A 19,601-nucleotide genomic window follows, 5' to 3' on the forward strand; every position below is an offset into this window, starting at 1 on the left:
CAGCCGAGGGCCGAAGGATAGCGCGCCGCTGTTCTCCGGGGCCGTTCCTGCTATAAAACTTGGTTATGAATGTGCGCACTCCCGACCCCAATCCAGGCTGGCTCTCCGAAGAGGATCTTTACGAGGCCCGCCGCCGGCTCCCGATGGTCTACGTTGAGGCGATCCCGGTCCGGTGCGATGCCCTGGGCTACGTCAACGAGGTCGGGCTGCTCCTGCAGGCCAACGCCGAGGGCGAGATGGTGCGCACCTTCGTCTCCGGGCGGGTGATGTACCGGGAGACCATCCGCGCCGCTCTCCTGCGCCATCTCGAAAAGGACCTCGGCCCCCTCGCCCTGCCGCAGCTCCCGCCGTCGGTGCTGCCGTTCACCATCGCCGAATACTTCCCCTCCCCCTCAGAGACCGGCCTGACCGACGACCGCCAGCACGCCGTCGCCCTGGCCTACCTGATCCCGGTCACCGGGGAGTGCAGTCCGCGCCAGGACGCCCTCGAACTGTCCTGGCTGACGCCCTCGGAAGCCCTCAGCCCCTCCATCCAGGCGGAGCTGTCAGGCGGCCGCGCGGACCTGCTCCGGCAGGCCCTGGCCCATGCCGGGTGGGGCCGCTAGTCGGGCTTCGGGACGCCGTTCCCGTATCTTTGTTTAGGCACAGGTCAGCGGAACGCCCTGATGCCACACGCGGGGGCAGCTGAGCGAGGTACGAAAAAAGTGGAAAAAAACACTCTCCAGGCACGGCCCGTCGTGGCCGAGGCTGTCGCCGCCGGCCAGCGCATCGCGCTTCCGGACGGCTCCGGTTACGTCGAGGTGGGCAGCGTCGACATCGAGTCCGATGACTTCGGCGTTCCCGCCGTCGTCGTCGCCACCCTGGCCGGTGGGCGGACGCTGCGCATCGCCAGCGGATCGGTGGTGTCGGTGGAGGCCGCAGGAGGCGCCCCGCTGGTTCCCGCGGTGGCCGCCGACGACGGCTCGCCCGAGGAGCTGGTGGCCCAGGTCGCCGTACTCCACCCCGGCAGTGAGCGCGTCGGCGAACTGGCCGAGCGGCTGGCGCGGGGCATCAACTTCAAGTCGGGCTCGAACCTCCAGGACCTTCACGACCTCGCGCTGACCCTCTTCGTCGACCGGGGCGACACCGACAGCGCCCTGAAGACCGCGGACCTGCTCACGGACCTCGGGTTCGATGGCAACTTCGGCCGCTGGAAGTGGATCGAGAGCGCGCTGGCCATGGCCGCGTACCTGACCCGCGGTGACGAGGCGCGGTCCGCGGCCTACTCCGCGGCGCTGAGGGTGGCCGATGAGTCCGAGACCGACCCGCTGCGCGCCAAGGTCAACGCGGCGGTGCGGCAGCGCCAGCTGAACGACCCCAACCTTTACGACCCGGAGATCCTGCGGGCCACCGCTGCCGGCAACCGGGCGGCCGAGAAGGACTGGCGGGTGCTGCGCCTCGGCGTCCTGCTCTACCTGCGGGCGCACGGCGGCTCCGAGACGCTCAGCCGCGAGGTGCTCGACCGGCGCATCGCCAACGAACTCAGCGCCGTCGCGGGCCTCGCCAGCGCCTCCTGAGCCGCGCCGCGGACGGGAGGGCCCACGGTAGCTGGCAAAATGGACAGGTGCATCCACAGTCCCAGCAGTCGTCCTTCTCGTTCACCGTCGGCGCCCGGTTGGAGGAAACCACCGGCCGCCCCGACGGGCAGGCACGGCGGCACGGCCGCACCGGGGTGATTTCGACCCCGCACGGGGAGATCGCCACCCCGGCGTTCATCCCCGTCGGCACCAAGGCGACCGTCAAGTCCGTCCTGCCCGAGTCGATGAAGGACCTCGGCGCCCAGGCGCTGCTCGCCAACGCCTACCACCTGTACCTGCAGCCGGGCCCCGATATCCTCGACGAGGCCGGCGGCCTGGGCGCCTTCATGAACTGGCCCGGGCCCACCTTCACCGACTCGGGCGGCTTCCAGGTGATGAGCCTTGGATCCGGGTTCAAGAAGGTCATCAATATGGACGTCCCCTCCGGGTCGGAGGCGGCCGGCGCCGACGACCGGGTGGCCGCCGGCAAGGAACGCCTGGCGCACATCGACGACGACGGCGTCTGGTTCAAGTCCCACCTCAACGGCGACCGGCACCGCTTCAGCCCGGAAATCTCAATGCAGGTCCAGCACCAGCTCGGCGCCGACGTCATGTTCGCCTTCGATGAGCTCACCACGCTGATGAACTCCCGCGGCTACCAGGAGGAATCGCTGGAGCGCACCCGGTTGTGGGCGGAGCGGTGCATCGTCGAACACGAGCGACTCTCCAAGGAGCGCAGCCACCGGCCGTACCAGGCCCTCTTCGGGGTGATCCAGGGCGCCCAGTACGAGGACCTGCGCCGGAAGGCCTCCCAGGACCTCGGCTCAATGAACTTCGACGGCTTCGGGATCGGCGGGGCCCTGGAGAAGGAAAACCTTGGCACGATCCTTGGCTGGTGCAGCGAGGAGCTGCCGGAGGACAAGCCGCGGCACCTGCTGGGCATCTCGGAGCCGGACGACCTGTTCACCGGGATCGAGAACGGCGCCGACACCTTCGACTGCGTCTCTCCCACCCGGGTTGCGCGGAATTCGGCGTTCTACACCCCCGACGGCCGCTGGAACCTTTCCAACGCGCGCTTCCGGCGGGACTTCTCGCCGCTCGTCGAGGGCTGCGACTGCTACACGTGCACCAACTACACCCGCGCCTACATCCACCACCTGTTCAAGGCGAAGGAAATGGTCTCGGCCACCCTGATCTCGATCCACAACGAGCGCTTCGTGGTGCGGATGGTCGACGACGCGCGGGCCGCCATCGCCGACGGAACGTTCTACGACCTCAAAGCCGAAATCCTCGGGCGCTACTACGCCTCGTCCCCGGCACGCTGATCCGCGGCGCCACCGCTCTCCCGGTTCAGGCCGGCGGTCATTGCGCGGGTGCCGGCGTCGCCGGGGCGAAGCAGACGAGGCCGCCCGGGGCCTTGTCGATGCTCTCCGCGGGGGCGATCGCGGCGAAGCCCGAGCCGAGGACAATGTCGATGGTGCGCCCCTTCCGCTTGTCCACGACATAGACGGACTCGGGAATGGTGCGCTGGAGGGTGAAGGCATTGGCCGTCCCGTCCGGGCCGGAGACGATGATGGCCGTCATCCCGGTGGGATCGACCGCCCGGTTACCGACCTCCGCGACCATGAAGGCGCGCTCCCGCAGCTGGCCCGCGGCGGTGCCGGCCAGGCCCTCGATGTCGGTGCTGTTGTACACATTGACGGTCACCGAACTGGGGTCCTGATAGTCGAACGGGCCGGCCGGGCAGGATTCGGTGGCCCGCGGCGTGGGCTCGAGTGCGGCGATGCGGATGTCCCCGCGGTTGATGCCTACCGCCGTGAAGGCCGCAGCGCCCAGCAGCCCCACCAGCAGCAGCAGGACGATGCCGTGGCGGATCCGTTTTGAGTTGAGGGCGCGCCGGTCCCGCTCCTCCGCGGCGAAGACGGCTCCGAGGTCGGTTTCGGTGACGATCCGCTGTCCGTGCCACTCCGTCGGGTCCCTGCGGGCGAGGGCCCGGGCGCGGCGGCCCGAAGGCTCCTCAGCCATCGATCACAAGCACCCGCGCGTGCAGGATGGTGCGCTGGTGGAGGGCCGTGCGGACGGCCCGGTGCAGCCCGTCCTCGAGGTACAGGGTGTCCTGCCACTGGACGACATGGGGGAAGAGATCCCCGAAGAATGTTGAATCTTCCGCGAGCAGGGCCTCGAGGTCAAGGGTGGTTTTCGTCGTCACCAGCTCATCGAGCCGGACCTGCCGGGGAGGGACCTCTGCCCAGTCCCTTGGGGACACATGTCCGTGGTCGGGGTAGGGTCGGCCATCGCTCACAGCTTTAAAGATCACTGATACAGCCTATGGAAAACAGGCGCGCAATGGAATATAAGCCCCCGCGGCCGCCGATCCGTGGCCAAAGGGTTACCTTTGGCCACGGATCGTCCGCCTAGAAATCCACTCCGGATTGAAGGACCACGTTGGCGTACGGGGTGGCCTCCCCGGTGCGGATCACCAGCCGCGCCGTGGGCAGCAGGGCCTTGAGGTCCTCGTGCGGAATGGCGCGGGGAGTGAGCCCCTCGGCCCGCACCCACTCCCCGGCCACGCCGTCCTGCGCTTCGGTGGCGATGATGCTGTCTTCGACGACGATCTCTGCCAGCACCGCCCGCAGCACTTCCGTGAACCGGGGGATTCCCCGGACCAGGGTGAGGTCGACGGTCTGGACCGTTGCGGGGATGGGCAGGCCGCTGTCGGCGATGACGACGAGGTGGCCGTGGCCGAGGCCCGCGATGGCCGCGCTGAGGGCGGGGTTCAGGATGCCGCTGCGTTTCACTGGACTGGCTCCGCTTTGCTTGGCTGTCCTTCGCCCGGCTCCCCCGGCAGGACTTCGCCCAAGGCCGGGTAGGAGGGCTGCGCGCCCGCGGACCGGACGGCGTATGCCCCCACCCGGGCGGCGAAGGCCGCTCCCTCCATCAGCGAGTCGCCTGCGGCGAGCCGGGCGGCCAGCGCTCCGACGAAGGCGTCACCGGCCCCGGTCGTGTCCACCGCGGCCACCTTGGGCGCCGGGACCGCCCGGATGCTGCCATCGGCGGCCACCAGCGCGCCCTCCGCGCCGAGCGTGACGACGACCGAGGGGAAGCCGGCCGCGGCAAGGCCCTCGATGACGCGGCGGTGATCCCCCGGCGCGGGCGGGTCCGGAACCCCGAGCTGGGCCAGTACCAGCGTGCCCTCGTGCTCGTTGACCACCAGCGGGTCGGCGGCCAGCATCGCTGACCGGTCGAGGTCGATCACCGGGGCGAGGTTGAGGATCACGCGACCCGTCGCCAGCCGGATGGCTTCGGCCACCGCGGCGGCCGGGATTTCGCCCTGCAGCACGACGACGCCGGCACCCGAGATCAGCTCCCCGCTGGCATTCACCACGTCGCTTGTGACCTCGGCATTCGCGCCGGGAATCACGACGATCGAGTTTTCGCCGTCATCGGACACTTCGACCACCGCCACCCCGGTGCCTGCCTCCGCCGGGTACAGGGCGAGGTCGACGCCGGCGGCCCGCAGCCCGGCCAGGGCCGCATCCGCGTACGCGTCGCCGCCGACGGCGCCGATCATCGTGACCGGCGCCCCCAGCTTCGCGGCCGCTACGGCCTGGTTCGCGCCCTTCCCACCGGGCAGGACGGTCATGGACCGCCCCAGAACGGTCTCACCCGGTTGCGGGTGGCGTTCCAGCGTCACGACGAGGTCCGCGTTGATGGACCCGACGACGACGATGCCCGATGCCTTGGTGCTCATTCGGTGAATTCCCCGACGTTCTCCTCGTTGACGGTGGTCACCGGCACGGGGACCGTGGACTCGACCTCTTCGTCGTTGAGGAGCTGTGCAAGGACCTCGACGGACCGCTTGCCGAGCTCGGCGGGCTGCTGGGCGATCGTCGCCGTCATCGTGCCGGCCTCGATCGCAGCAAGGCCTTCCTCGGTGCCGTCGAAGCCGACAACGCTGACCTCGCTACCGGCCCGGTCGCCCAGTGCCTGGATCGCGCCCAGGGCCATCTCGTCGTTTTCAGCGAAGATGCCGGTGACGTCGGGATTGGACTGCAGCAGGTTGGTCGCCACGTTGAGCGCTTCGGCGCGGTCGAAATTCGCCGTCTGCTGTGCCACGACCTCGATGTCAGGGTAGGCCGCGAGCCCTTCGGTGAACCCGGCGCCGCGGTCACGGCTTGCCGAGGTGCCGGCCACGCCCTGGAGGACGATCACCTTCCCCTTCTCGCCCATCGCGCGGGCGAGTTCCTCGGCTGCCTGCTTGCCGCCTGCAACGTTGTCGCTGGAGACGAGCGACTGCACCTCGGCGCCGTTGACCGCACGGTCGACGGCCACGACGGGCGTCCCGTCCTCGACGAGGGGGCTCACCGCGGCCGCTGCGGCGTCGGAGTCGACGGGATTGATGATGACGCCGTCGGTGCCGCTGGTGGCGGCGGTAGCGAGCTGGTTGGTCTGCGTCGCGGAGTCGTTCTGGGCATCGATGACATCCAGGGTGATGCCGGCCTCGTCCGCCGCCTCCTGGGCGCCGTCGCGCAGTTCAACGAAGAAGGGGTTGTTGAGGGTTGAGACAGCGAGGGTGACGCTGTCGCCTTCGGAGGCGGTGTCGCCGCCTCCGCGGTTGCAGGCGGTGGCGGTGAGCAGGAGTGCGACCGACATCGTCAGCGCGGTTGCCTGGGAGGAGGAGAACTTCATTGTTGGATCCTTTGTTGGTGGGTTGGACGGTGGGAAAAGGTCTAGTGGCGTGCGCTCTTTCTCCGCAGCGAGTCGACGCCCACGGCGAGGGCGATCACGACGCCGATGACCACCTGCTGCCAGAAGGAGGAGACGTTGAGCAGGTTGAGGCCGTTGCGGATGACCACAAGGACCAGCGCGCCGATCAGGGTGCCGCTGATCCGGCCCACTCCGCCGGCGAGGGAGGCACCTCCGATGACGACGGCGGCAATGGCGTCAAGTTCGTAACCGACGGCCGCCTGCGGCTGCGCCGAGTCCAGCCGCCCGGACAGCAGCAGCCCCGCCAGCGCGGCGAACAATCCGGAGAGGGCGAAGACGGTGACCAGCACGCGGCGCACCGGGATCCCGGAGAGCCGGGCGGCTTCGGTGTTCCCGCCAACGGCATACATGTAACGGCCGATGACCGTGAAATTGAGGATCGCGGCAGCAACGAGTCCCGCGATAACGAGGACGACGATCGGCATGGGTACCGGTCCGATGTTGCTGCCGAGGAACGACACCGCAGGGGCGGTGGGGATGGGGCGCCCTTCGGAGAGGACGAGAGTGAGGCCACGGGCGATGCTGAGCATCGCAAGGGTGGCGATGAACGAGGGGAGCCGGCCGAACGCCACGGCGAGGCCGCTGACGGCGCCGCTGAGCGCTCCAAAGAGAAGCCCTCCGCCAAGCGCAAGCCATCCGGGCAGATCCGCCTGTGAAAAAATCCACGCCGATCCCATCGCGGAGAGCGCAGCGACGGATCCGACGGAGAGGTCGATTCCACCGGCAACGATCACGAAGGTGAGCCCGAAGGCCAACACCGCGATCACTGAGGCCTGGATCCCGATATTGAGCAGGTTCGGGCCGGTGAGGAAGTCCGGTGTGGCGATGAAGAGCGCGAGCCCGAGGACAAACAGTCCAACCAATGCTCCATTGTTGGCGAGGAACTTCGCGAACGTCGCCCCTCCGAGCCCTCGTCGGGCAGCTACCTTGTTCATGATTCGTCCTTCATCTGCTTGTCTTCGAGTTCGCGCTTTACGTCACGGACGGCAAGGGACATCACGGCGTCCTGGGTGGCGGACTCCGCCGGCACTTCTCCCGCGATATGCCCCCCGCTCATCACCAGGATCCGATCGGCCATGCCGAGCACCTCCGGCAGTTCGCTGGAGACCATGACGACGGCACCTCCGGCCGCGGTGATCGCGTTGATCAGTTCGTAAATTTCGACTTTGGCACCGACGTCGACGCCGCGGGTTGGTTCGTCGAGCAGCAGGACAGTCGATCCTGCGACGATCCACCGGGCGAACACAGTCTTCTGCTGGTTGCCTCCGGACAGTGCTCCGACCGCCTGGTCGAGCCCGGACATCCGGATCCGCAGCCTGTCGGCGACCTCCTGCGCCCGCCGGCGCTGACCTGCGAAGTCGACAATGCCTGCCTTCGCCGTCGCAGCGAGCGTTGCGTAGCCGATGTTCTCGTTGACGGCGGCACCGAGCACGAGTCCCTGCACCTTGCGGTCCTCGGGAACATGGCCTAGTCCGGCGCGGACCGCAGCACCAACGTTGAGCGGTGGGAGCTTCTTGCCCCGGACCCTCACGGAGCCCGAGGTGTACGGGTCGATCCCGGCGATCGCCCGGACCACTTCGGTGCGACCGGCGCCCACGAGTCCTGCGAGTGCGACAACCTCGCCTGCGTGCACCGAGAAGGAGACGTTGTTCACCATCCCCTTCGTGCTGAGGCCGCTGACCTCGAGGAGGGTCTCCGGCGCGCCGCTGAACTCCCGGCGCCGAGGGAACTGCTTGTCGATATCACGGCCCACCATCAGGCGCACGAGTTCGTCTTCGCTCGTTGTCGCGGGCACTTCAGCAATAAATTTCCCGTCGCGCAGCACGGAGACCGAATCCCCGATCGCTTCGATCTCGTCGAGGTGGTGGCTGATGAAGACCATGCCCACCCCGCGCTCCCGGAGGTCCTCGACCACCGAAAACAGCGCCGAGATTTCACGCTTGGTCAGTGCGGCGGTGGGCTCGTCGAGGATCAGCATCCGGGCGTTGAGGCTCAGCGCCTTCGCGATCTCGACGAGTTGCTGACGGGCGATGCCCAGTCCGCCCACGTGCTGGTCGACGTCGAGGTCGAGGCCGATGAGGGCCAGGGCCGCACGGGCGTCGTCTTTCATTTTGCGTTTGTCCACGAGGCCGAAGCGGCTGGGCATCCGTCCCAGCGCTATATTTTCGGCGATGCTCATTGACCCCACGAGATTGAGTTCCTGGTGGATGGTGGCGATACCGTGCTTCTCCGACGCTTTTGTGTCGGGGAGGTGGACTTCCTTGCCGTCAATGAGGATCCTGCCGCCGTCGGGCTGGTGGACTCCGGCCATCATCTTGATCAGCGTCGACTTGCCCGCGCCGTTCTCGCCCAGCAGCACCTGCACCCTGCCTGGCAGCACGTTGACGCTCACGCCGTCAATCACTGTCACAGGGCCGAACTTCTTGGTCACATTGTCGAGGGTCAGGATGGGGTTGCCGCTCATGGGTGTTGTCCTCTCTCGGGTTCAGGGGTGGAACCGCGGACGATCAGGCGGCTTGGGAGCACGCGGGAGGCGGGCGACCCGCCAGCGATGACGCTCGTGAGCATTTCAACGGCGATCCGTCCCATCGCGTCGACGTCGTGCGCGATGACTGTGAGGGCGGGATTGAGGAGGGTGAAGGCCTCGATGTCGTCGTAGCCGACGAAGGAAATGCCCGAGCCGATGGCCACACCGCGCTGGTTGCAGACAGCGATGGCGCCAATGCTCATCAGGCTGTCCGCCGCGAGCAGTGCCGTGGGAGGGTCTGCCAGCTCGAGGAGCGTCCGCGCTCCCGCCGCTCCGCTCGCGGCCTGGAAGTCTCCGAAGAATATGAGCTCCTCGGCGTCGTCCGCTCCGGTGCCGGCGATCGCCTGCCGGTAGGCGGTAAGGCGTTCCCTCCCGGTGGAGCTTGACTGGGGGCCGGCGATGTAACCGATGCGGCGGTGCCCCTGGGAGGCGAGGTGGCGGACGGCCTCATGGATGCCGGTGACATTGTCGGGGGTGACACTGGGAATGTCGGCGTTGTCGAGGACGCGGTCCACGAACACCACCGGGACGCCGCTGCCCAGCAGATTGGCGAGGTTTTCCTCGTCTCCCTGCGGAGCGGCGATCACGCCGTCGACCCGCTGGGACAGCATGACTTCGATGTAGCGGTCCTGCTGCTCGACACTTTCGTTGGCGTTGCCGAACAGGGTGAGGTAGCCGAAGTCCCGGGCCCGCTGTTCCACGGCGTGGGCGAGGTCGGCGAAGAAGGGGTTGCGGACGTCGGGCAGGAGAAGTCCGATCGTCTGCGTGCGGGTTTTCCGGAGGGATCTCGCCTGCGCATTGGGCCGGAAACCGAGGTGTTCCACGGCGGCCCCGACGGCCTTGCGTGCCTTGGGTGAGGTGGCAGGGTGGCCGGAGAGGACGCGGGACGCCGTGGCCTTGGAGACACCGGCCGCCTTGGCGACGTCCTCGATCGTTACGGCCCGCACCTGTGCTCCCTACGCCATTGTGGAATCGATTCCATGGAACCGATTCCACAAGTATGGGCGAGATCACGTGGATCGTCAACTGGGTGCAGGGGCTCGGGCGGAACATAATGGAGCATGCCTTCCTCTTTCGCTCCGCTCGGCCTGCTCCTCGACGTCGACGGCCCCGTCGCCAGCCCCCTCACCCGCACAGTCCCGTCTCAGATCATCGACAATCTACTCACGCTGGCGGCCGCTGGTTGGCCCGTGATTTTCAACACCGGCCGTTCGGATGCGTTCATCCGGGAACAGGTGATGGAACCGATGATGGCCGCCGGAATCCCGGCCGGAGTCCGCTTCCACGCGGTGTGCGAAAAAGGGGCATCCTGGTTCAGCTTCGACGCCGACGGTGCCGATGAAGTTCACGTGGACGGGGAACTTGCCCTGCCCGCAAGCTTCGGCGACGACGTCCGGGACCTCGTGGAGGAGAAGTACTCGGCGCTGATGTTCTTCGATGAGACCAAGCGCGCGATGGTCTCGGTTGAGCAGTCGCTCGACGTCAGCAGCGCCGACTACCTGGCCGGCCAGACCGAATTCGACGCCGATGCACTCGACATCCTTGCGAGCTACGACATGGGCGGAGTCCGGCTGGGCCATGAGCGGCCCGACAGCAACGGAGAGATCGGCTACCGCATCGACCCCACCATCATCTCCACCGACATCGAATCGGTCCGGCTGGGCAAGGACCTCGGCGCGGAGCGGGCACTGACCCTGCTGGCTCCCTTTGGTGAGGTTCCCACCACCTGGCGGACCGTCGGTGACTCACGGACCGACTACGCGATGGCGGACTACCTCTTCGCCAAGGGTTACGACGTCGCCCACGTCGACGTCCGGCCCTCAGACGGAGTGCCGGAGAAGCCGTACCCGATCCTCATCGAGGAGGGCCTGGTCAACGAGGAGGCCGGAGCGGCCTTCTTCGCAGGCTGCGTCGCCGTCCTCGCCAAGTAGGCCAGCGCTCGGGCTGCGGCCTTCCTCGCAGGCTGCGTCGCCGTCCTTGCCCGGTAGGGCGCTGCTTAGGCGGCGGCCTTTCGACAGGACTCGATCGCAGCGGCAATCTGGGGGGCGTCGGGCTCCACGGTGGGGGCGAATCGGTCGATGATGACACCTTCACGGTTGATGAGGAACTTCTCGAAGTTCCACCTCACCAGCCCGGGCAGCACCGACTTCGACAGGCCGGCGCCCTTGTACTCGGTCAGCCGGGCGTACAGCGGGTGCTGGTTCTTCCCGCGCACATCTGCCTTGCGCGTAAGGGGGAAGGTGACGCCGAAATTCATCGAGCAGAAGGACCGGATTTCGTCGTCGCTCGCCGGTTCCTGATTCATGAACTGGTTGCAGGGAACGCCGAGCACGACGAAGCCATCCGCCTCGTACCTCCGGTACAGCCGCTCAAGTCCCTCGTACTGGGGAGTGAACCCGCAGTTCGACGCCACATTGACCACCAGAACGATGTTGCCCCGGAAGTCACCGAAGGACCGCGTGGTGCCGTCATTCATGGCCAACTCGATGTCGTAGAGGTCACTTGTGGGCATGGCTGCTCCTCACTGGTCGTTACCGGTGAAGGATCTTCGTTCTTGGGCGCCCTTCGGATGGGATGCCCGGGCAGGGAACTTAGGGGAGGGAATTCAGGCAGGGAACTCCGCGGCCGTGGCCTTCGTGAAAGAGGTCAGCGGCATTTCTGCCCGCGCCGGTTTTTCAGGGAGACCTATGCTGATGGATTTTGTTGCGGCATGGCGCACTCAGCTGCGCACCACGTTCACCGCGGGCGATCCTGCTATTCCGCAGTGGCAGTTGGATCTGGAACAGGGCGACGACGTCGGTTACTTCGTTCCCGGGTCGGCTGTGTGGGCGGTTAACGGCTCGATGACCCCGCTCGTCGCCGGGATCCGCGCATTGCTACTCCAGACCCTCCATCCCGGCGCCATGGCAGGCGTCCATGCGCACTCCTCATTTCGGGAGGACCCCCTGGGGCGGCTGGCCAACACCATCCGGTGGATCTTCACCGTCACCTACGGATCCCGGCGCACAGCGCAGGAGGGATCCGCCTTCGTCCAGCGGCTGCATCAACGGGTCCGTGGCACCTACGTCGACAGCCGCGGCACCACCCGGGAGTATTCGGCCGCTGATCCTGCGCTCGCCCGCTGGGTTCACCTCGCCTTCACCGATGCGTTCCTCGCCGCGCACAAGGCCTACGGGGGGCCCATCCCCGGCGGGGGCGACCAGTACGTCGCCGAATGGGCGCAGGCCGGTGAGCTCATGGGGGTTGAGTCGCCACCGCGTTCGGAAGCGGAGCTGGCAGCACAACTGTTCGCCTTCGACCCTGAGCTGACGAACAGCGATCAGGTCCAGGAGGCCCTCGCGTACATCAGGCGCCCTCCCCTGCCTGCCTCGCAGCGGCTCGGCTATCGAGTGCTGTTCGCTGCGGCGGTCGCGACCCTTGAGCCGCGTCACCGGGAGATGCTCGGGTTGCGGGTGCCTTCCCTCGGGCCGATCCCGCTACCGGTCAAGGCGGCAACCCATGTTGTCCTGAAGGTGGTGCGTCTGGGGCTGGGGCCGGAGGGGCCAAGCGAGGCCGCCGCCCGCCGGCGGATCGCGCGGGTACGGGCAGCCGGATCCAGCCGACGGATTGCGTGACGGAGGCTCCAGGCCCGGGACGGACGCCGGGCTGAGGACCACGAGTGGATGGATCGAGGCTTCCGGCTCTCAGGTACCTGCCTCCCTGAGGGCATGAAATAAGCCCCGGCCGTTGAAGACCGGGGCTTATTTTCTGCGGAGGATGGGGGATTTGAACCCCCGAGGGCGTTAACCCAACACGCGTTCCAGGCGTGCGCCATAGGCCGCTAGGCGAATCCTCCTAATTTGGAGCAGATACCAGAATACCTAAACATGGGTCAGGTTCCGAATCGGCGCCATCCGCCTGTTTTGTCAGAGGGAGGTGATGGACTATAGGCATGGTCCAGCCAGCACCGGAAACCAAGGCCGACGAAGCCTTCGATCCAGAGTGGACGGCGCCCAGTTCGACCCTCGAGGACGGCTTGTTCTCGTACCTCGAGAACGAGCCGCTGTGGCTTGCGCACGAGCTTACGGCCCTTGACCCTGCTGCCATCGCTGAGCTGAATGCCGGTGAGGCTGTTGACACCCTTGAGAAGGTTGCGCGGCTGGAGAGGTGGCTTTCCGCCCTGAAGGCCCAAATCGTTCACCGCGTCGGCACCTCGATGACCGAACGCGCGCCGTCCGGAGTCGAGCACCGCCTGGCGTCGATGAACGCCGTCAGTGAGACCGCGTGCGTCCTCAACATTCCTGAGGGTACCGCCGGATTCCTCCTCAATGAATCGACCGCACTGGTCGAAGACTTCCCAACTTCACTCGAGGCGTTGAGCTCAGGGACGATCAACTACCAGCACGCACAGGTGATCATCCGGGAAAGCACTGGCATTCCTGCTGACGAACGGGCCGGGTATGAGGAATCCCTTTTGAGGGTGGCCCCGGACCTGACCCGTCCGCAGCTCGCGGTCCGGGCCCGACGGCTGCGGGAGAAGATGTGCCCTGAGGCAGCCGCCGAACGACGCACCAAGGCCGAGGCCGACCGGGCCGTCTGGCTGGAACCGGCTCCGGACGGCATGGCCTACCTCAGCGCGTTCCTGGGCGCCGAAATTGCCGTTGCCATGTTCGACCGGCTGACCCGTGCCGCACGCGCCGCGCAGGGCCCGAACGAGGCGCGGACCCTGGCCCAGCTGCGTGCGGATGCGCTGGCAGGTCTGGTGATCCAGGACAACCCGTCCCTGCAGGAGGAGGGGATTCTGAGCGGCATTCGGCCCCGGGTGCTCGTAACGGTTCCGGTGCTGTCCCTGCTTGGAGAGAGCAAGATGCCCGGCGACCTTGAGGGGTACGGCCCGATCCCGGCGAGTATCGCCCGGAAACTCGCGGCAAATGCACCTTCCCTGCTGCGGCTGCTCACCGATCCGGTAGATTCGGCGGTGCTCGACGTCGGCCGGCGCCGATATCGGGTACCGACGGACCTCAAAACCTACCTGCGCGTCCGCGACAAGACCTGCAGGTATCCGGGATGTAACCGGTCAGCGGCCACGGCGGACCTCGACCACACAGTCCCCTGGGAAGACGGCGGAAGGACCCGGCCCGGGAACCTCGCCTGCCTCTGTCCCAAGCACCACCGCATGAAACACGAGGCCGGATGGTCGGTGCGGCAGCATCCCGGAGGGGTGCTCGCCTGGACGTCGCCAACCGGAAGGAACTACTCGACGAGACCGGAGGATCCCCCTGCCGCGGTGCACCCCGATGCCGGACAGGCGTCGGCGTCGGCCCGGGTGTCGGGGCGGACACCCGGGTCGGCCTGGCACTTGCCGCCGGCTGAGGATCCACCGCCAGCTGAGGATCCACCGCCGTTCTAGCCTTCTTCGCACCCTCCGGAAACCCATGGATACCCGACCTGACGGTCTCCACGGACTGACGACCCACCGCCGTTCTAGTCTTCTTCGCACCCTCCGGAGACCCATGGATACCCGACCTGACGGTCACCGTCGCCTGACGACCCACCGCCGTCCTAGTCATGTCACCCGCCGGAGACCCATGGACGCCCGACCTGACGGTCGCCGTCGACTGACGACCCACCGCCGTCCTAGTCATGCAACCCGCCGGAATGGTAAGCGCGCGGCCATACCGCCGTCGCCGTTGCCCACTGGAGGTGCCCAAATTGAAGCGCAACGCGGGGCCAGCGTCGGGCTCAGGAGCAGTCCTGAAGTTCCTGTAGACTATTTCCCGGCCCCTCATGTGGTGTCATCCTGTGAACTCCCCCAGGACCGGAAGGTAGCAAGGGTAAGCGGGCTCTGGCAGGTGCATGGGGGGTCTTCACTTTAACCGTCGGCCGAATGGGCCGACCCCCTGGCAGGGAATGCGGCGAGGGAGCTAGACCATGGAGACGATCCCAGGGGCGGGACGCTTTGCGCCAAGCCCTTCCGGCGAGCTGCACCTCGGCAACCTACGGACGGCGATCCTCGCCTGGCTGTTCGCCCGGTCCACAGGACGCCCTTTCTTCCTCCGCATCGAAGATCTCGACACTGCCCGCGCCGGCGCCGAGGAGGCCCAGCTTAGGGAGCTCTCGGACCTGGGTCTGGACTGGGACTCACCGCCCATCCGCCAGAGCGAGCACCTGCCGCGGTACGAGGCGAGCATCGCGGCCCTGACGCAGGCGGGCCTGCTGTACGAGTGCTTCTGCACCCGCCGCGACATCGCGGAGGCCGCTACCGCTCCCCACGCGCTACCGGGTGTCTACCCCGGAACCTGCCGGAACCTCACCGACGCCCAGCGCGAGCTCCGCCGCCGTGAGCGGCCGCCCGCGCTCCGGCTGCACGCCGGCGTCGAGGCCCTCACCATTCAGGACCTGTTGCATGGCGAGTACACCGGTCCCGTCGACGACTTCGTGGTCCGGCGCAATGACGGCGTGCCCGCCTACAACCTCGCGGTCGTGGTCGACGACGCCGAGCAGGGAATCGATCAGGTGGTGCGCGGCGGGGACCTTCTCAGCTCGGCCCCGCGCCAGGCGTACCTCGCCGGCCTGCTCGGCGTTCCGGTTCCGCTGTATGCGCACGTGCCGCTCGCGCTGGGCAAAGACGGGCGCAGGCTCGCCAAGCGGGACGGGTCGGTGACCCTGGAAGCGCTCGGAGCGGAGGGGCTCCCGGTCGAGGCCGTCCGCGCCGTCATCCTGAAATCGTTGGACCTGCCGCCCGGCCCGTTGAGTTCCGTCCTTGAGGAATTCGATCCGGACCTGCTCCCCCGCGATCCGTGGATCGTCGAGCCTTCCCTCTTCTCCTCCACCGGAATGCGTTCCGTCACCCCCAACCGATAAGGTTCATCTGTGAGTACAGCCCTTTACCGTCGGTACCGCCCCGAGACCTTCGCGGACGTGATCGGCCAGGAGCACGTCACCGACCCGCTGATGGCCGCCATCGAAAAGGGCCGGGTCAATCACGCCTACCTGTTCTCCGGTCCCCGCGGCTGCGGCAAGACCACCTCGGCACGCATCCTCGCCCGCTGCCTGAACTGCGCACAGGGCCCAACGCCGACACCCTGCGGTGTGTGCGACAGCTGCGTCGAGCTGGCCCGCAACGGCTCCGGCAGCCTCGATGTCATCGAGATCGACGCCGCCAGCCACGGCGGTGTTGACGACGCCCGGGACCTCCGCGAGCGCGCCACCTTCGCCCCGGTCCGTGACCGCTACAAGATCTTCATCATCGACGAGGCCCATATGGTGACCTCGGCCGGCTTCAATGCCCTGCTCAAGATCGTCGAAGAGCCACCGGAGCACATCCTCTTCATCTTCGCGACGACCGAGCCGGACAAGGTGATTGGGACGATCCGCTCGCGGACCCACCACTACCCCTTCCGGCTTGTGCCGCAGGAACCGCTGATGGCTTACCTCGAGCTGCTGTGCCGGCAGGAAAACGTGCCGGTTGCTCCGGGCGTGCTCTCCCTGGTGGTGCGGGCCGGCGGTGGATCCGTGCGCGACTCCCTCTCGGTGCTCGACCAGCTGATGGCGGGCGCGGGCGAGTCCGGCGTTGACTATGAACTGGCCGTCTCCCTGCTCGGTTATACCCACGCGACACTGCTTGACGACGTCGTCGACGCCGTCGCTGCCGGGGACGCCGCGACCGTCTTCACCGCAGTGGACCGGGTGATCCAGACCGGTCACGACCCGCGGCGATTCGTTGAGGATCTCCTCGAGCGTTTCCGCGACCTGATCGTCATCAACGCCGTCCCTGAGGGTGCAGCCTCCGTCCTGCGAGGCATCCCCGAGGACCAGCTGCACCGCATGCGGACCCAGGCGAATCAGCTCGGCGCCGGTGAACTGTCCCGCGCCGCCGACATCACCAACACCGCGCTCACCGAGATGACCGGAGCCACGTCGCCGCGGCTGCACCTCGAGCTGCTGTGCGCACGGATCCTGTTGCCCGCCGCTGACGAGTCGGTGCGCGGAACCCTTGCCCGGGTCGACCGGATCGAGCGCCGGCTCGCCTACGCCGGCACCGAACCGGCTCCGGTGACAGCGACCCCGCCGGCACGCACAGTGGGTCAGGGACCGGGCCGTCCCGCTGAGACCGCTGCCGCCGATGGCGCGCAGGTCGCCGCACGCGGCACGGCCGGTACACCGTCGGCTCCGGCCGGAGGTGCAACCCGCCCGGCAGCCGGTTCGCCACCCGCCCCGGCATCAAGTGCTTCACCAGTCACGATGGCATCGGGGCCGACGACGGCGGGTGACCGCCCTTCGGACAGCCGGACTGCCGATACTGCGGCGCCGGCCACCCCGACGCCGGACACCGCGTCACCGGCGGCAGCGTCACCGGCGGTAGCGCGCGGCGAGGCTGCCCGGGCCGGTTCCGCGCCCGAACCACGGCGCGGCCAGGGCAGTGACGCCGCACCCGACGCGACGCCCACCGGTGCTGCCCCAGCGGCTCCTTCGCCCTCGCCGGCCGCCGCGTCGGCTGATTGGGGCAACAGTTGGGGCAGCGAACCCCCCGCGCCTGCTGCGCCCGCGGCAGCTGCACCCGCGGCAGCTGCACCCGCGGCACCCGCGGCCGAACCCTCCGCCGACCGTGCACCGGTGAACCGCTCCGCTGCAGACCCCGCCGCGCACAGCCCGGCCCCCGCCGTCGATCCGGGCACCGGGACTCCTTCTGGAGCTCCGGAGCGGCCAGCCCAGGCCACCCCCGCCGAAGCGCCTTCGGCCCCGGGCGGTTCAGGACAGATTGAGATGGTCCGCCGCGCCTGGCCGGAAATCATGGATGAACTCGCGAAGATCAAGCGGATCACCTGGCTGAATGTGAATGTCGATGCCAAGCCGCGGTCGATGGAGGGCAATAAACTAATCCTCGCCTTCACCACTCCGGGGAATGCCATAGCCTTCCAGCGCGGGCCGCATATGGACAACGTGCGCCAAGCCATCCAGAAGGTCCTGGGGCTCGACTGCATGATCGAGGCCATCCTCGACGGTCCGGGTCGGGGTGAGTCGGACCCAAAAGTACCGGCCAGCCGGCCAACGCCGGCTAAGGGCACTCCCGACCCGCAGTCGAACCCCGGGGTTAGGTCGCCCTCGGCCGCAGGATCCCTCTCCCAGCGTTCGGGCGCGCCCGTAGCGTCTCCGGCCGGCCCTGCCGCCGCGCCCAACCGACCCGAGGCGCAGCCCCCTGCGCAGCCGTCTGCGCAGGCGGCACCAATGGGCGCTGCTCCTGGTCCGGCAGCCCCATCGACTGCTCCCGGTGTGCCCAACCCGTTGGGAGCCTCTCCCCACCCCCAGCAGCCGCACGAGCGAACGGGCTCGGTGGCCAATCCCGCCAGCCCCGCAAGTGGTGCGGCTGGCCCCGGCCGTCGACCGAAAACATCCGACTCATCTGCGGCGGGTTCACGCACGCCGAGTTCACCTAAACCGGGATCATCAGCGCCCGGCTCACCCACGACGGGCCCATCCGCGCCCGGCTCACCCACGACGGGCTTGCCCGCGCCCGATGCGTCCGCGCCCGGCTTACCCACCCCAAGCTCATCCGCACACGGCTCACCTCGAACCAGCGACATGCCTTCCCGTGGAAAACGTCCGTCAGCAGGAGCCCCCACGGTCCCTACCGGCGACCGCAGGGGTCCAACCGACGGCCGCGCTGTGCCGCCGACCGGCCAGGGAGGCCTGGGTGCAGGACCGGTCGCAGGACCGACCGCAGGCCCGGGTGCAGGACCGCAGGGGAACTCGGCCAGCGGACCTTCTGCACCCCGGACCGCGCGGAATGACAGCGCGCCGTCACCGAGTTCTGAGCCGCCTCCGTACTGGCAGAACCCGGACCCCGATGACGACTCGTGGGCACTGATCGAGCCCCCCGAGGATGCGTACGATCCGGGCGCCGGACACGACGGCGCCCCCGGCGCACCCGCCTCTCCATCGCTGCCGCAGGAACCATCGTCAGTCCGCCGTGCACCGGCTGGGCCAAAGGTGCCGGCGCAGACCGCTGGTGCACACGCCGCACCCCACGCTCCGGCGCAGGGCTTCTCCGGCACATCGGCACGGCCGCAGTCACCGGTCCAGCCGAAGGATCAGGCGCAGGTTCAGACGCAGGCACAAGGGGTACCACCGCAGGCACAAGGGCTACCGTCACAGGCACAGGGCTCCCAGCCCCAGGGCCACCAGACAGCGAATGGCCCGCAGCCAGCCGCTCCGGCCCAGGCTCATACTGGCGTCCCGGCGCGGCCGCAGGCAAAGGCCACCTCCCAGGCACCAGCTTCGGCTTCGACTTCGACTTCGACAGCAACCTCCTTCTCGGGACCAGGCGACGGCCGGCCGCAAGGACCAGCGCAGCCACCAGTCCAACCGCAGACACCGGCACCGGCACCGGTCCAACCGCAGTCGCCCGTCCCGCGGCAGGCCCCAGGCCAGCCACAGACATCGGCTCAGCCCCAGTCTCCGGATGCCGCTGCACGTGGTTCCCAGGATGCCCCTGCCCCGGCACCCGAGACGTCCACCAAACCCATCAGCCGGTACCAGCGGTTGCTCGATGAAGCAGCCAGGAAGCGGGCGGAGGAGGCCGCGGCCGGGTCCGGAACCGTAGACTTGAGGTACGTCGAAGACGTTCCCAGCGCCGACGATGAGACGATCGAGGAAACCGGTCTCGTCGGGCGGTCGGCGATCGAACGGATCCTGAACGGCCGGCTCGTCGAGGAGCGTAGAATCGACGCCCAGTAGCAGGCGGGGCACCCCAAAGAATTGGGGGCGGACCG

17 protein-coding genes, 1 tRNA gene and 1 other RNA gene are annotated in these 19,601 nt (G+C 68.1%); 9 read left to right on the forward strand and 10 right to left on the reverse strand.

Going from position 1 to position 19,601, the window contains the following annotated elements:
- Nucleotides 1-65 precede the first annotated feature (65 nt).
- The 3 genes from GVV77_RS05590 (at nt 66) to tgt (ending at nt 2,881) form a co-directional block, all read left to right on the forward strand.
- Nucleotides 66-605 (forward strand): NUDIX hydrolase family protein, encoded by a 540-nt coding sequence (locus tag GVV77_RS05590; RefSeq protein ID WP_120165723.1) that lies wholly within the window; start codon nt 66-68, stop codon nt 603-605.
- A gap of 99 nt (nt 606-704) precedes the next feature.
- A complete protein-coding gene (locus GVV77_RS05595) occupies nt 705-1,556 on the forward strand; it encodes a DUF6707 family protein (protein ID WP_201291366.1) in 852 nt (283 codons plus the stop codon).
- Between the two features lie 47 nt (nt 1,557-1,603).
- Complete coding sequence (gene tgt / locus GVV77_RS05600; RefSeq protein ID WP_159617181.1) at nt 1,604-2,881, forward strand: tRNA guanosine(34) transglycosylase Tgt; 1,278 nt, start codon at nt 1,604-1,606, stop codon at nt 2,879-2,881.
- 37 nt (nt 2,882-2,918) lie between these two features.
- On the opposite strand, the gene GVV77_RS05605 is transcribed toward tgt, so the two are convergent.
- From GVV77_RS05605 to GVV77_RS05640, 8 genes are all read right to left on the reverse strand, one after another.
- On the reverse strand, nt 2,919-3,581 hold the full coding sequence (locus GVV77_RS05605) for a LytR C-terminal domain-containing protein (RefSeq protein WP_159617182.1): 663 nt from the start codon (nt 3,579-3,581) through the stop codon (nt 2,919-2,921).
- Nucleotides 3,574-3,873: a type II toxin-antitoxin system VapB family antitoxin gene (locus GVV77_RS05610; RefSeq protein ID WP_120165727.1), complete on the reverse strand. Its 300-nt coding sequence runs from the start codon at nt 3,871-3,873 to the stop codon at nt 3,574-3,576. Before GVV77_RS05610 ends, GVV77_RS05605 begins: the two co-directional genes overlap by 8 nt.
- Before the next feature lie 97 nt (nt 3,874-3,970).
- Nucleotides 3,971-4,354, reverse strand: coding sequence for a D-ribose pyranase (gene rbsD / locus GVV77_RS05615; RefSeq protein WP_159617183.1), 384 nt, complete (start codon nt 4,352-4,354; stop codon nt 3,971-3,973).
- Nucleotides 4,351-5,307 carry a ribokinase gene (locus GVV77_RS05620; protein ID WP_159617184.1) on the reverse strand — a complete coding sequence of 319 codons (957 nt, stop codon included), beginning with the start codon at nt 5,305-5,307 and terminating at the stop codon, nt 4,351-4,353. The genes rbsD and GVV77_RS05620 overlap by 4 nt, the downstream gene beginning before the upstream one ends.
- A complete protein-coding gene (locus tag GVV77_RS05625; RefSeq protein WP_159617185.1) occupies nt 5,304-6,245 on the reverse strand; it encodes a substrate-binding domain-containing protein in 942 nt (313 codons plus the stop codon). Before GVV77_RS05625 ends, GVV77_RS05620 begins: the two co-directional genes overlap by 4 nt.
- A gap of 41 nt (nt 6,246-6,286) precedes the next feature.
- The gene (locus tag GVV77_RS05630) at nt 6,287-7,258 is read right to left on the reverse strand and encodes an ABC transporter permease (RefSeq protein ID WP_159617186.1); all 972 of its coding nucleotides are present in this window, start codon (nt 7,256-7,258) and stop codon (nt 6,287-6,289) included.
- Nucleotides 7,255-8,787, reverse strand: coding sequence for a sugar ABC transporter ATP-binding protein (locus tag GVV77_RS05635; RefSeq protein WP_159617187.1), 1,533 nt, complete (start codon nt 8,785-8,787; stop codon nt 7,255-7,257). The genes GVV77_RS05630 and GVV77_RS05635 overlap by 4 nt, the downstream gene beginning before the upstream one ends.
- Nucleotides 8,784-9,797 carry a LacI family DNA-binding transcriptional regulator gene (locus tag GVV77_RS05640; protein ID WP_159617188.1) on the reverse strand — a complete coding sequence of 338 codons (1,014 nt, stop codon included), beginning with the start codon at nt 9,795-9,797 and terminating at the stop codon, nt 8,784-8,786. Before GVV77_RS05640 ends, GVV77_RS05635 begins: the two co-directional genes overlap by 4 nt.
- Nucleotides 9,798-9,911: 114 nt before the next feature.
- On the opposite strand from GVV77_RS05640, the gene GVV77_RS05645 reads away from it, so the two are divergent.
- Nucleotides 9,912-10,781: a hypothetical protein gene (locus GVV77_RS05645; protein WP_159617189.1), complete on the forward strand. Its 870-nt coding sequence runs from the start codon at nt 9,912-9,914 to the stop codon at nt 10,779-10,781.
- Between the two features lie 65 nt (nt 10,782-10,846).
- On the opposite strand, the gene GVV77_RS05650 is transcribed toward GVV77_RS05645, so the two are convergent.
- Nucleotides 10,847-11,362 carry a glutathione peroxidase gene (locus GVV77_RS05650; RefSeq protein WP_159617190.1) on the reverse strand — a complete coding sequence of 172 codons (516 nt, stop codon included), beginning with the start codon at nt 11,360-11,362 and terminating at the stop codon, nt 10,847-10,849.
- A 181-nt stretch (nt 11,363-11,543) separates the two neighbouring features.
- Here GVV77_RS05650 and GVV77_RS05655 point away from each other — a divergent pair, with 181 nt between their 5' ends.
- Entirely contained in the window at nt 11,544-12,464 is a 921-nt protein-coding gene (locus GVV77_RS05655; protein WP_159617191.1) for an oxygenase MpaB family protein, read from the forward strand.
- Between the two features lie 136 nt (nt 12,465-12,600).
- Here the strand turns inward: GVV77_RS05655 and GVV77_RS05660 are convergent.
- A tRNA-Ser gene (locus tag GVV77_RS05660) sits at nt 12,601-12,685 on the reverse strand.
- 96 nt (nt 12,686-12,781) lie between these two features.
- Here GVV77_RS05660 and GVV77_RS05665 point away from each other — a divergent pair.
- The 4 genes from GVV77_RS05665 (at nt 12,782) to GVV77_RS05680 (ending at nt 19,566) form a co-directional block, all read left to right on the forward strand.
- The gene (locus GVV77_RS05665; protein WP_159617192.1) at nt 12,782-14,239 is read left to right on the forward strand and encodes an HNH endonuclease signature motif containing protein; all 1,458 of its coding nucleotides are present in this window, start codon (nt 12,782-12,784) and stop codon (nt 14,237-14,239) included.
- A 366-nt stretch (nt 14,240-14,605) separates the two neighbouring features.
- Nucleotides 14,606-14,701: signal recognition particle sRNA small type (ffs, locus tag GVV77_RS05670), an RNA gene on the forward strand.
- A 68-nt stretch (nt 14,702-14,769) separates the two neighbouring features.
- A complete protein-coding gene (gluQRS, locus tag GVV77_RS05675; RefSeq protein ID WP_201293182.1) occupies nt 14,770-15,693 on the forward strand; it encodes a tRNA glutamyl-Q(34) synthetase GluQRS in 924 nt (307 codons plus the stop codon).
- Nucleotides 15,694-15,702: 9 nt separating this feature from the next.
- The gene (locus GVV77_RS05680) at nt 15,703-19,566 is read left to right on the forward strand and encodes a DNA polymerase III subunit gamma and tau (protein ID WP_159617194.1); all 3,864 of its coding nucleotides are present in this window, start codon (nt 15,703-15,705) and stop codon (nt 19,564-19,566) included.
- The last annotated feature ends 35 nt before the right edge of the window (nt 19,567-19,601 follow it).

The organism is Arthrobacter zhaoguopingii, assembly GCF_009828605.1.
Classification (GTDB): domain Bacteria; phylum Actinomycetota; class Actinomycetes; order Actinomycetales; family Micrococcaceae; genus Arthrobacter_D; species Arthrobacter_D zhaoguopingii.